This is a genomic window from Methylophilus glucosoxydans (assembly GCF_042676145.1).
Lineage (GTDB): Bacteria > Pseudomonadota > Gammaproteobacteria > Burkholderiales > Methylophilaceae > Methylophilus > Methylophilus glucosoxydans.
In genome coordinates, this window is record NZ_JBHTJW010000002.1 from 281,369 (window position 1) to 293,827 (window position 12,459).

General features: G+C 51.8%; 11 protein-coding genes and 3 tRNA genes. 11 read left to right on the top strand and 3 right to left on the bottom strand.

Annotation, left to right across the window (positions count from 1 at the left end; genetic code table 11):
- Positions 1 to 21: 21 nt before the first annotated feature.
- Positions 22 to 2,442 (bottom strand): penicillin-binding protein 1A, encoded by a 2,421-nt coding sequence (locus ACFQ1T_RS03855; protein ID WP_194748993.1) that lies wholly within the window; start codon positions 2,440 to 2,442, stop codon positions 22 to 24.
- A gap of 210 nt (positions 2,443 to 2,652) precedes the next feature.
- Between ACFQ1T_RS03855 and ACFQ1T_RS03860 the strand changes: the two genes are divergently transcribed.
- The 8 genes from ACFQ1T_RS03860 to ACFQ1T_RS03895 all read left to right on the top strand — a co-directional run bounded on the left by ACFQ1T_RS03860 (position 2,653) and on the right by ACFQ1T_RS03895 (position 10,571).
- Positions 2,653 to 3,726, top strand: coding sequence for a pilus assembly protein PilM (locus tag ACFQ1T_RS03860; protein WP_194748992.1), 1,074 nt, complete (start codon positions 2,653 to 2,655; stop codon positions 3,724 to 3,726).
- The gene (locus ACFQ1T_RS03865; RefSeq protein WP_194748991.1) at positions 3,723 to 4,313 is read left to right on the top strand and encodes a PilN domain-containing protein; all 591 of its coding nucleotides are present in this window, start codon (positions 3,723 to 3,725) and stop codon (positions 4,311 to 4,313) included. The genes ACFQ1T_RS03860 and ACFQ1T_RS03865 overlap by 4 nt, the downstream gene beginning before the upstream one ends.
- A gap of 6 nt (positions 4,314 to 4,319) precedes the next feature.
- Positions 4,320 to 4,964, top strand: a complete 645-nt coding sequence (pilO, locus tag ACFQ1T_RS03870) for a type IV pilus inner membrane component PilO (protein ID WP_379074076.1) — start codon at positions 4,320 to 4,322, stop codon at positions 4,962 to 4,964.
- A complete protein-coding gene (locus tag ACFQ1T_RS03875) occupies positions 4,961 to 5,491 on the top strand; it encodes a pilus assembly protein PilP (RefSeq protein ID WP_379074078.1) in 531 nt (176 codons plus the stop codon). Before pilO ends, ACFQ1T_RS03875 begins: the two co-directional genes overlap by 4 nt.
- Complete coding sequence (gene pilQ, locus ACFQ1T_RS03880; protein ID WP_379074080.1) at positions 5,488 to 7,740, top strand: type IV pilus secretin PilQ; 2,253 nt, start codon at positions 5,488 to 5,490, stop codon at positions 7,738 to 7,740. The genes ACFQ1T_RS03875 and pilQ overlap by 4 nt, the downstream gene beginning before the upstream one ends.
- Before the next feature lie 81 nt (positions 7,741 to 7,821).
- A complete protein-coding gene (locus ACFQ1T_RS03885; RefSeq protein ID WP_194748987.1) occupies positions 7,822 to 8,364 on the top strand; it encodes a shikimate kinase in 543 nt (180 codons plus the stop codon).
- Positions 8,352 to 9,431: a 3-dehydroquinate synthase gene (gene aroB / locus ACFQ1T_RS03890; RefSeq protein ID WP_313984869.1), complete on the top strand. Its 1,080-nt coding sequence runs from the start codon at positions 8,352 to 8,354 to the stop codon at positions 9,429 to 9,431. Before ACFQ1T_RS03885 ends, aroB begins: the two co-directional genes overlap by 13 nt.
- A 12-nt stretch (positions 9,432 to 9,443) precedes the next feature.
- Positions 9,444 to 10,571: a deoxyguanosinetriphosphate triphosphohydrolase gene (locus tag ACFQ1T_RS03895; protein ID WP_194748985.1), complete on the top strand. Its 1,128-nt coding sequence runs from the start codon at positions 9,444 to 9,446 to the stop codon at positions 10,569 to 10,571.
- A gap of 86 nt (positions 10,572 to 10,657) precedes the next feature.
- Here the strand turns inward: ACFQ1T_RS03895 and dksA are convergent, their stop codons facing one another.
- Positions 10,658 to 11,080, bottom strand: a complete 423-nt coding sequence (gene dksA, locus ACFQ1T_RS03900) for an RNA polymerase-binding protein DksA (protein WP_018986915.1) — start codon at positions 11,078 to 11,080, stop codon at positions 10,658 to 10,660.
- Between the two features lie 142 nt (positions 11,081 to 11,222).
- Positions 11,223 to 12,080 (bottom strand): bifunctional methylenetetrahydrofolate dehydrogenase/methenyltetrahydrofolate cyclohydrolase FolD, encoded by an 858-nt coding sequence (gene folD / locus ACFQ1T_RS03905; RefSeq protein ID WP_338655789.1) that lies wholly within the window; start codon positions 12,078 to 12,080, stop codon positions 11,223 to 11,225.
- Positions 12,081 to 12,163: 83 nt separating this feature from the next.
- On the opposite strand from folD, the gene ACFQ1T_RS03910 reads away from it, so the two are divergent.
- The 3 genes from ACFQ1T_RS03910 (at position 12,164) to ACFQ1T_RS03920 (ending at position 12,458) form a co-directional block, all read left to right on the top strand.
- A tRNA-Pro gene (locus ACFQ1T_RS03910) sits at positions 12,164 to 12,240 on the top strand.
- A 40-nt stretch (positions 12,241 to 12,280) separates the two neighbouring features.
- Positions 12,281 to 12,357 (top strand) — tRNA-Arg (locus ACFQ1T_RS03915).
- Between the two features lie 25 nt (positions 12,358 to 12,382).
- Positions 12,383 to 12,458: transfer RNA gene (locus ACFQ1T_RS03920), tRNA-His, on the top strand.
- Position 12,459: the final 1 nt, after the last annotated feature.

A 12,459-nucleotide genomic window follows, 5' to 3' on the forward strand; every position in this document is an offset into this window, starting at 1 on the left:
AGGCTTTTCGTAGATTGATTGCTAATTCGGGCTCAGCAGCTTGGCTGCCGGATTGGCTGGCAGTTTTCTATCCTCATTGTTGCCACTGTGTTCGCCGATCAGGCGCTCCAAAAAGGAGGGCTCTTCCTCTTCGGGCGCATGTTCACCCTCCGGGTCAAACAAGCCAGGCAGTGTTTCGGGTTTGGATTGTGGCAAGTGCTCTTCATAAAAATACTCATAAATGCCCGCATCGTCTTCGCTGATCTGCGCTCCGGTGTAAGCATCTACTTTCAATTGCAAGACGCCCTCAGGCACTTTGTATTGATAAATCGGCTGACCTGACAGGGTTTGCTGCATATAGCGTATCCAGATAGGTAAAGCTGCGCGGCCACCGGTTTCGCCTCGGCCCAGGTTGTGCGGGTTGTCATAACCCACCCACGCGACTGCCACCTCTTTTGGGTGGTAGCCAGCAAACCAGGCATCAAACTGGTCGTTGGTGGTGCCAGTTTTACCGGCAATGTCGGGGCGGCGCAATGACAGTGCTGCGCGCGCAGTCCCATCTCTCACCACGTCTTGTAGCATGGTGGTAATGATGAAAGCGTTGCGCTGGTCAATCACCCGCTCGGCGGAGACATGTTTGCCTGGTTGCACGGCCTGAATCACCTTGCCGCGGCTGTCCGTGATCTTTTCGATCAGGTAAGGATGCACCTGATAGCCACTATTGGCAAAGGTGGCATACGCGGCCGTCAGCTGCCAGACCGTGGTTGAGCCCGCGCCCAAGGCGGTAGACAAATAGGCCGGGTGATCCTTGGGGTCAAAGCCAAATTTGCGCAGGTAGTTTTGGGCATAACGCGCGCCAATCGCATTCATAAGCCGGATTGAAATGGTGTTTTTGGATTGCGCCAGTGCTTCACGCAAACGCATCGGGCCAGCATATTTTTCATCGTAGTTGCGCGGCTCCCAGCTACTGTTGCTGCCTGTCTCGGTGGAGGTGAAACTGATCGGTGCGTCTTCAAACACACTGGCAGGGGAATAGCCTTTTTCAAGCGCGGCAGAATAAATAAATGGTTTAAAGCTGGAGCCGGGTTGACGGCGACCCTGGGTGACATGGTTATATTTGTTGCGCTGGAAACTGAAGCCACCGATCAGCGCTTGTACCTGTCCGGTTTCAGGATTGAGTGCCATAAAGCCACTTTCCACTTCTGGCAGTTGTACTACCGACCATTCTTCACCGTTTTGATATACGCGAATGACCGCACCCGGCTTGAGTGACAAGGGGGTGGGTTTGGCGGGCGGCATATGGTTTTTGACCAGCAGCAATGATTTGTCCTGCAGCTTGAGCACCTGGCCGCGCTTGGTGACCAAAGTGAGCAGGTTGGGTTCCACCTTGGTGACCAAGGCGGGCACAAATTGGTTGTAAGTGACAAAATCACGCAATAAATCAGCGGCTTCCGACGCCCTGAGTGTTGCCGGTAATGGCAACACTTGCTCTGCGCCACGGAACCCGTGCCGCAACTCAAAATTGATGATGCCTTGAATCATGGCCGTATTGGCAGCAGCCTGGTGTTTGCTATTGATGGTGGTATAAACACGCAAACCGCTGGTATAAGCCTTTTCACCATAGCGTTTATACAAGCTTGCCCTGACGATCTCGGCCACGTATTCCCCGCCCAGTGCCTGGATTTGGCGTCTGGATGACTGGAATTTAAGCGGTGCCTTTAATGCTTCTTGATAGGCTTGATCAGAGATCATGCCATAGCGGTGCATGTCGCGGAGTACTTCGTGCTGACGGTTGATGGCGTAGTCAGGATGAATGTAGGGATCGTATTTGCTCGGCGCTTTGGGCAAGCCTGCCAGTAACGCGGCTTCGGCCAGGTTCAGTTGTTTCAAGTCTTTGTCATAGTAGGTTTTGGCGGCGGTCGCAAAACCATAGGCGCGCTCACCGAGGTAAATCTGGTTGAGATAGAGCTCCAGAATCTTGTCTTTGCTAATGGCATGTTCAATTTTGATCGCCAGCAAGGCCTCTTTAATCTTGGTCCATAGATTGCGTGGCGTATCTGGATTGCTGAAAAAGTTTTTAGCCACCTGCATGGTGATGGTGCTGGCGCCTTCGTGCCCGCGTCCGGTCAGGTTGTTACGAATCGCCCGCAAAATGCCTGTGGTATCAATGCCGTTGTGCTGGTAAAAGCGACGGTCTTCAATCGCCAGAATGGCGTCTTTCATGACTTTGGGCGTTTGTTCAATCGGTACGAATGCGCGGCGTTCCTGACCAAATTCAGCCATCAAGCCGCCATCGGCGTCATAGACCCGCAGGGGCAATTTGGGATGGTAATCCGTCAGTGCATCAATCGAAGGCAGGGAAGGATAGAGGATGCTGATCATCAATACCAGCAAGGCTGCGACGATCAAACTGCCAGTAATGAAGAGGAAAAGAAGGGACTGCAACCAGGTTCTTGAATTCATGCGTCTTGCTGCCATCGAGAGAATTACCTATGAATTGTAATCTTTTTTTGCTGATTCATAGGCAGTTAATTATGGAATCATGCAAATAATCAGGATTTCCCTGACTCGCAAAAATACATGTAAGCCATTGTTTACCCACTCGAATGCATGAGTTGGCATGGATGATGCATAGCAAGTCGGGCATGTAACTATTTATGAAGGGCAATACCGTTGAGTCTGGGCTTTTTACAGCGCAAAAAAACCAGTTTTATTGGTGTGGATGTCAGTGCAACCGCCGTCAAGATGGTGGAGCTCAGTGCCATTGGCAAGCAGCAATTCCGGCTGGATGGCTATGCCAATGTCACGTTGCCTAAAGGCGCAATCAGTGACGGCAATATCAATGATCTCACCCAGGTGGCTGAGAGCATGCGTGCCGCCTGGCGATTGCTGGGTTCGCGTGCACGTCAGGTAGTCTTGGCCTTGCCAACTGCGGCGGTGATTTCCAAGCGCGTGATTATGCCTGCCGGATTGCGCGAAGAAGACATGGAGCTGCAAGTCGAGTCTGAGGCAAATCAGTACATCCCGTTCCCGCTCGACGAAATGAATTTGGACTTTCAGATCTTGGGCCCGATGGGGAAAAGCACCGATGAAGTGGAGGTGCTGATTGTGGCGGCCAAGAAAGAAAAAATCGATGACCGGGTGGCCGTGGCTGAAGAAGCCGGGCTCAAGGTGCAGATCATGGATGTTGAGGCCTATGCGACAGAAACGGCTTACCGTCAGATTTTGAGACATTTGCCTGATCACAGTAAAAAAACTGTGACCATGATTCTGGATATCGGTGCCTTTGTTACCCATATCAATGTGATGGTAGGCACACACTCCGTCTATGCACGAGAGCAAGCCTTTGGTGGGGCGACCTTGTCGCAAGAGATTCAGCGCCGGTTTGGCTTGTCGCCTGAAGAAAGCGAAATCGCCAAGCGTCAAGGCGGATTGCCAGCTTCTTATGCGCAGGAAGTGTTGCAGCCGTTTTTACAAAATCTGGCGGCCGAGGCTGCCAGAGCCGTTTCATTTTTCACTAACTCCACCCAATACAACAAAGTTGATCATCTGTTGTTGGCCGGTGGCGTGGCGGCAACCGATGGCTTGGCGGCACTTATTGAAGAAAAAACCGGCGTGCATAGCTTGGTGGCGAATGCTTTTCAGGGCATGGCGCTGGCCAGCAAGATTAAACCTTCCCAGCTTGAGACAGATGCCCCAGCACTCATGATTGCCTGTGGTCTAGCGTTACGCGGGGTGGATGCATGATTAAAGTCAATTTGCTGCCGCATCGTCAGATCCGGCGTGCCGAGCGTCAACGTGAGTTTGGCTTGATGGCGGCATTGGTGGCCGTCGCGGCCGCAGCCATTTTATTTGTGAGCTGGAGCTATATCCACAGCAAAATCCAGGCACAGCAAGCACGGAATCAGCGGCTGCAAGACGAAATGGCAAGGCTGGATACCGAAATTGCCAATATTGGCAAACTGAAGGACCAGATCAAGCATGTTTTGGAGCGCAAGCAGATTGTTGAGGGCTTGCAAAGTGACCGTAACCAGGCGGTGCTCATTTTGGATGAATTGGCCAGACAACAACCCGAAGGTGTCTATCTCAAGAGCGTAAAACAGCTTGAGGATGAAATTGAGCTCAAAGGTGTGGCCGATACCAATGCCCGAGTGGCGACGCTGGTGCATAACCTGGCTAGCTCAACTATTATGCACAGCCCTAACCTGGTTGAAATCAAAGCCATCACCAACGCACAAGCAATCAAGGAGTATGAGTTTGTCTTGCGCGTGACCTTGAAGCGGGATGCTCCCCCTACGGCGGACAAGCAAACCCCGGTGCCGGCTAAAGGATGACCTCGTATGCAATTGTCTGACTTTAACAATATTGATTTAAAAAATGCCGGTAACTTGCCGGTGCCAATGAAGGCGGCCTTGCTGGCAATACTGGCTGCTGCCTTGCTGTTACTTGGCTACTTGTTTCTGCTCAATCCTAATCTCAAGGAATTAAAAGCAGAAAAGGAAAAAGAGCAGGGGCTGCGTGATGAATACCTGGCCAAGAAAGTCCAGGCCTTGAGAATGAGTGCCTATGAGCAACAGGTGGTCGAGATTCAGCATACCTTTGGCACGCTGTTGAAACAATTGCCGGATAAATCCGAAATGGATGGCTTGCTGACCGATATCAATCAGGCTGGATTAAGCCAGGGACTTTCATTTGAAGGCTTTGTGCCTTTGCCTGAAATATTTGCCGAGTTTTATGCCGAGAAGCCCATCAATATCAAGGTGTTGGGGCATTACCATGATCTGGGCGCCTTTGTGACAGAGGTCGCCAAGCTGTCACGCATCGTGACCTTGCATAACTTGCATATTCAGCCTGCAGGCAAAGATGACAAACAGCCGCATAAAGACATGCTGGTGATGGAGGCCGTTGCCAAAACATATCGCTATCTCGATGCCGAGGAAGTGGCGGCGCGTAAGGCACTGGAAAGCAAGGCGGCTAAAAAATGACGATCAATCTGCAATGGATCCCGGTTGGATTGGCGCTCCTGCTGACCGCATGCGGTAGTAAGCAGGATGATGATCTCACCCAGTTTATGAATGAAGCAAACCAGACCATGGTGGCGCCGATAGAAGCATTGCCACAGGTACAAGGGTTTGCGCCCAAACAATATAACGCAGACGGTGTGTTGCATGATCCGTTTGTGCCCCGCAAGGCCGCGGTACACAACACGAATCAGCCTGACTTGAAACGGCCTAAAGAGCCGCTGGAAGCCTATCCGCTCGAAAGTCTGAAGTTTGTCGGCGTGATGAGCAAGAAAAGTATTATGTTTGCCACCATCCAAACGCCGGATAACCTTATTTACCAGGTCAGGCCGGGGTCTCATTTGGGAGAGCGGTTTGGTGTGGTCACGGCTTTGGGTGAGAACCGGCAAAGCCTGAAATATGAACTGAAGGTAAAAGAGACGATTCAAGACCCGGTTAGCGGTGAATGGTCTGAGCAAATGACAACGTTGGAACTGCAGGAACATCAATGATGAAAATATTTCCTAATCATATTGTCCGATTGGCATTGCTGATCGCCATGGCTGCCCAGATTGGTTTTGTGGCAGCAGAACCAACAGACGGAAAAACCCAGCTGCAGGCCGTTGAAGCTACCTTGCAACCCGGAGCCAAGCTGAATGTGCAGTTGCAGTTGTCGCAACCATTGGCAAGCGCGCCTGTTAGCTTCACCTTAAGTAATCCGCCCAGAGTGGTTTTTGATCTGCCGAATGCCATCAATGCGACAGGGAAAAATGTGATCCCGATCAATCAGGGGGTATTGAAATCGGTACAGATCGCGCAAAGCAATGACCGTAGTCGTGTGGTGTTGAATTTAACCAAATCTGTACAGCACCAATTGCAATTACAGGGTGCATCCCTGATGGTCGGGTTGATTCAGGAGGCTCAGGAGGTGCCAGTCGCTGCGGCTGCAGCGAAACGCTTTTCGGAGCAAGCGTCGGGTGCAGCACATAAAATTGAGCACATTGATTTTGTGCGTGGCAGAAATGGTGAAGGCCGGATACTGGTTGATTTGTCGGATAGCCGGGTGGGCGTGAATGTGCGTAATGCCGGTAAAACCGTGGTGATTGACTTCGCCGATACCGAGTTACCCGAAGCGCTGCAACGCCGTTTAAATGTGATTAACTTTAATACCCCCGTGTTGTATGTGGATGCATTACGTCACGCGCATCAAGCGCAAATCGTGATTGAACCGCAAGGCGATTGGGAGCAATCGGCTTATCAGACCGATAAACGGTTGGTGGTGGATATCCGTCCGTTGGCAAAAGACCCGAACAAGCTGATTCAAGGCTCCAAGCAGGGCTATGCCGGGGAGAAGTTATCGCTTAACTTCCAGCGCGTTGATGTGAGGGATGTGTTGAAAGTGATCGCTGACTTCACCGGTAAAAATATTGTGGTCAGCGATGCGGTTTCGGGCAGCGTGACCATTGGTCTGAAAGATGTGCCCTGGGATCAGGCGCTGGATGTGATCATGAAAAGCAAAGGGTTGGACATGCGCGTCAATGGCAGCGTGATCTCGATTGCGCCGGCCGAGGAGTTTGCCGCGAAAGAGAAGGCACAGCTGACCGCAGAAGCCGAGCGCGAGACTCTGGAAGCATTACGTACAGAAGTCTTTTCGCTCAAATATCAGAAAGCCATGGATTTCAGAAATATGCTGCTGGGGGGTGGTACGGGCACCACCGGAAGCAGTGGTGGTGCCAGCTTGTCTATGAGTGGTGGTGCTGGCGGCTCTTCAGGCGGACGGATGAACCGTATCTTGTCTCAACGTGGCAGTGTGACCTTTGATGCCAGGACAAACACGATATTTGTGCAGGACACGCCGAGAAAACTGGATGAGGTGCAAGCCATTATTAATAAGGTGGATGTGCCTGTGAAGCAGGTGATGATTGAGTCACGCATGGTGATTGCCTCAAACACCTTCTCCAAAGCGTTGGGCGCACGGTTTGGTATTTCACAAACCGGTACACCGGGTAGCAATACCAATCTTTCTATCGGCGGAGGCTTGGGGAACAAGGCAACCGCATTCACGGCACCGACGACGGCGGGTAGTAACGGGACCTATACCTTGGGTGCTCAAGGAGGCACGGTGCAAAGTGCCACGATAGGCAACTATATTATTAGCTCCAATGGTCAGCCTGATCTCATGTCCAATTTGCCGGTCACCAATGCTTATGGCGGCATCGCGCTCAGTTTGCTCAAGCTCTCGGCTAACTTGCTGCTGAATCTGGAATTGTCTGCACTGGAAGCCGACGCACGCGGCAAAGTGATTTCAAGTCCGCGCGTAACCACAGCCAATCAGCAAAAAGCCCGTATTGCACAAGGCGTGGAGATTCCATACCAAACTGCGACCAGCAGTGGGGCGACAGCCGTCAGCTTTAAAAAGGCCGAGTTGAGCCTGGAGGTGACGCCACAAATTACACCAGACCAGAAAATTATTATGGATCTCGATGTGCGCAAGGATAGTAAGGGTGAGGATACCCCAGGCGGTGTCGCGATCAACACGCAAAACGTGCAAACGCAAGTGCTGGTGGGTAACGGTGAGACCGTGGTATTAGGTGGGATTTATGAGCAAGTGTCGCGTAAATCTACGGACAAGGTGCCATTTTTTGGTGACTTGCCTGTGGTGGGGTATGCCTTCAAGCGCAATACCAGACAGGAAGATAAAACGGAGTTGCTGATCTTTATCACGCCTAAAGTCATGGACGAGACGCTGGCCTTGAACTGATCATTGCATGGCTTGCTGAACGATTACTGACAGCAGACAGGCTTTGCCTTAAAATGCCCAACTGAACAGTTGGGCATTTTTATGGGTACGCAAATACCAAATAACATTTTTTTGATCGGGTTGATGGGGGCAGGCAAGACCACAGTTGGCAAATTGATTGCCAAAAGTCTGGGCAAGACCTTCTACGACACGGATCATGTCATTGAGCAGCGCACGGGCGTTAAAATCCCGACCATCTTCGAGCTGGAAGGCGAAGCTGGCTTCCGCAAGCGCGAGACCGCCACGCTAGAGGAGTTTGCGCAGCAGGAAAATATCGTGCTGGCCACCGGCGGTGGTGCCATCATCGCCCCGGAAAACCGCGAAATTCTCAAAAAATATGGCTATGTGATTTATTTGCGTGCAAATGTGAATGAGCTGTATTTACGCACGCGCAATGATAAAAACCGACCGCTGCTACAGAATGTCGATGTCAAAGCCAAGCTGGAACAATTGTTCCATGCCCGCAATCCACTCTATACCGAGACTGCACACCTGATCGTCGATACCGGTCATCAGCCAGTCGCAGTGATTATCCAAAAAATTGAGAGCGCCCTGAAAGCGTTGGAGCCGTCATGCAAACCTTAACCGTCAGCCTGGCTGACCGTAGCTATCCTATCCATATTGGGAATGGCCTGTTACATCAGGCAGACCTGATTTTGCCCCACCTCAAGCGTAAGCAGGTGGCGATTGTCAGCAATACAACGGTCGCGCCTTTGTATATGCAGAGCATTGCCCAACCGCTGCGAGAGGCAGGCGTGAGTGTGATTGAAATCATTTTGCCGGATGGCGAGGCCTATAAAAATAATGAGACCTTGCAAACGATTTATGATCATCTGTTGCAACACCGCTGCGAGCGGAATACCACGCTGATTGCGTTGGGTGGAGGGGTGATTGGCGATTTGACCGGCTATGCTGCGGCAACCTATTTGCGGGGCGTGCCTTTTATTCAGGTGCCTACGACTCTGCTCTCACAGGTGGACTCCAGTGTCGGTGGTAAAACCGGCATCAACCATCCGCTCGGTAAAAACATGATAGGTGCGTTTTATCAGCCCAAGCTGGTACTGGCGGATATTGATACCTTGAGAACCTTGCCGCAACGCGAGTTGTCTGCCGGCGTGGCTGAGGTCATCAAGTACGGGCTGATTCGGGATGCTGATTTTTTTAATTGGCTGGAAACCAATATGCCCGCCCTGATGGCGCTGGATCATGCCGTAGCCAGCTATGCTATTTACCGTTCATGTCAGAACAAGGCCGAAGTGGTGGCTGCGGATGAGCATGAGCAAGGCGAGCGTGCCTTGCTCAATCTGGGCCATACGTTTGGTCATGCCATCGAAAACGCCATGGGTTACGGTGTCTGGCTGCATGGCGAGGCAGTGGCGGCGGGTACCGTGATGGCGGCTGACTTATCGCAACGCATGGGTTGGCTGGATGCGGCACAAGTCGCGCGTATCAAAACCATCATGCAAGCCGCCAGCCTGCCGGTGACTGCCCCTGATTTAGGCGCGGATGAGTATTTGCGTTTGATGCAACTGGACAAGAAAGTGGCCGATGGCCGCATTCGCCTGATTCTGCAACAGGCGATAGGCAAAGCCGTGATCACGGCTGATTACGATGCAGATAAACTTAAACAGACGCTGTCGCTGGCGGCCTGATTCAGAAAGCCCATGATGACACTCGCCGTTTTTGCTGCCCATCCAGAACAGTCTCGTGGCCGCAAGGTCGGCGAGCAGGAGTCACCGTTGCGCAATGTTTTTCAGCGTGACCGCGACCGGATTATTCATTCCACAGCCTTTAGGCGGCTCGAATACAAAACGCAGGTATTTGTAAACCATGAAGGTGACCTGTTTCGCACGCGTCTGACGCATAGTATCGAGGTCGCGCAACTGACACGCGGTATCGCGCGCACCTTGGGCTTGCACGAAGATTTGGCCGAGGCTATCGCGCTGGCGCATGATCTTGGGCACACCCCGTTTGGCCATGCCGGACAAGATGCGCTCAATCATTGCATGAAAGACTATGGCGGTTTTGAGCACAACCTGCAGTCCTTGCGCGTGGTCGATCTGCTGGAAAACCGCTATGCCAGTTTTGATGGCTTAAACCTCACTTTCGAAGTCCGTGAAGGTATCCTCAAACATTGCTCGCGCAAAAATGCGCAACTTCTAGGCGATGTCGGTGAACGTTTCTTGCGCGGTGAGTCGCCCAGCCTTGAGGCCCAAGTCACCAACTTTGCTGACGAAATTGCCTATAACAATCATGACGTGGATGACGGCTTACGTTCCGGCCTCATCACCATCCAACAGCTATCCAATATCCAGCTATTTGCCGAAAATATGCATGAGGTTAAAAAGCAATATGGCGAGATTGAGGAAAAACGGCTCATCCATGAAACCATCCGCCGCATGATCAATGTGCTGGTGGTTGATTTATGTCAGCATAGCCAGCAAGCGATTGCGCAGTTGAATCCGGGCAGCGTAGACGATGTGCGCAAAGCACCCGCCTACCTAGTCGGCTTTAGCCAGCCGGTCGTGCAAAAGAATCACGAATTAAAACAGTTTTTGCGCAAGCACCTCTATCAGCACTACCGGGTAAATCGCATGAGTGCCAAGGCCAGGCGGATTATTGAAGAGTTATTTAAGACCTTTATGGATAATCCGGCCTTGATGCCTGACGAGCACCAATTGGCAGCCAAGCAGGATCAGGCGCGGGCGGTGGCTGATTACATTGCCGGCATGACTGACCGTTATGCCATCCGTGAGCACAAACGCTTGTTTGCGGTTGAGGAGCACTGGTAGTGCGTGGATGCATTGCGATGCAATAAAACAAGTGCAATAAAAAAGCTGCCCTTAGGCAGCTTTTTTATTGCTTGATAGCTTTAGCCTTATTTGGCGACTTGTTTCTCGCGCATTTCATCCAGCGTTTTGCAGTCTATGCACAAGGTGGCGGTTGGGCGTGCTTCCAGGCGCTTGAGGCCAATTTCGATCCCGCAGCCTTCGCAGTAGCCGTAGTCACCGCTGTCAATGTTACGCAAGGTTTCGTCGATTTTCTTGATCAGTTTGCGCTCACGGTCACGGTTGCGCAGTTCTAGCGCCATGTCAGATTCCTGGCTGGCACGGTCATTCGGGTCAGCAAAGCTGGTCACTTCGTCCTGCATGGTATGCACGGTACGATCAATATCGTGACTCAATTCTGCTTTCCAGTCATTCAGGATTTTGCGGAAGTGATCCTGCTGCTTTTTATTCATGTATTCCTCACCGGCGGCGGGCTGGTAAGGGGTAAAGGATTTGTTAACGGTATCTGCCATGATGGTTCCAACGAACGAAACTTCGAATAGTGAATGCCTGTAGCGGCATGGTTTATTGCATTACGTCAATCAACAATCGCGCGAGTTTACACCAGTTTCAAACCCCTGCAAAGCCTATTCGCAAGGGCAAGACTGCTTCGGCTTAAGCTTGCTCACTGAGTTCCAGCGCCTTCAAGGTATTTTCCATCAGCGTGGCTACAGTCATTGGGCCGACGCCACCAGGCACCGGCGTAATATGGCTGGCACGCTGGCTGGCAATCGCAAAGTCAACGTCGCCGGTGATCTTGCCATCAGGCAGGCGATTAATCCCAATATCGACCACAATAGCGCCAGGTTTAATCCACTCACCCTTGACCAAGCCAGGCTTGCCCACCGCGGATACAATGAGATCGGCACGACTAATATGGCTTTGTAAGTCTTTGGTGTGCCGGTGACAGCTGGTGACGGTGCACCCGGCCAACAGAAGCTCCAGGCCCATGGGGCGCCCAACGTGGTTAGATACGCCAACGACAACGGCGTCCAGCCCCTTGATCGCGATCCCGCTGGCTTGCAGCATCTTGATGACACCGTAAGGCGTGCAGGAACGTAATAAGGGCTGGCGTACCGCCAGGCGGCCTATATTGTAGGGGTGAAACCCATCCACATCTTTGCCCGGATCTATCAGCGCCAGAATGGCAGACTCATCAATATGATGGGGGAGCGGGGATTGCACCAGAATGCCGTCAGTGTCAGGGTCGGCATTCAGTGTTTGAATGAGCGCGAATAAGGCCTCTTGCGTGGTGTTGGCTGGCAGGTTATGCGCAATTGAGACGATCCCTACTTTTTCGCAAGCCAGACGCTTGTTGCGCACATAAATGGCCGAAGCCGGATCATCACCGACCAGGACAACGGCCAGGCAAGGAGCACGTTTGCCATCAACTAGCCGTTGGTCGATTTTGGATTTGATTTCTTCTAATAGTTGATTCGCAATTTGCTTGCCATCAATAATCTGAGCGCTCATGAGCAAAAAATTTGTCGTAAAAAAGATAATTTTATCACATCGAGATTGACACAAATTCGTGAAATCGGTTATATTTCTGCTTTCGGCGTGTAGCGTAGTCTGGTAGCGCGCCTGCTTTGGGAGCAGGATGTCGGGAGTTCGAATCTCTCCACGCCGACCAGTTTTCTCTGGATTGCCTGATCGGCATGTAACTACTTTATCTGCTCGTAGCTCAACTGGATAGAGCACCAGCCTTCTAAGCTGGGGGTTACAGGTTCGATTCCTGTCGGGCAGGCCAAAATTTCAGCCAATTTCTCTCAGTGGTGGCTATAGCTCAGTTGGTAGAGCCCCGGATTGTGATTCCGGTTGTCGTCGGTTCGAGCCCGATTAGCCACCCCAT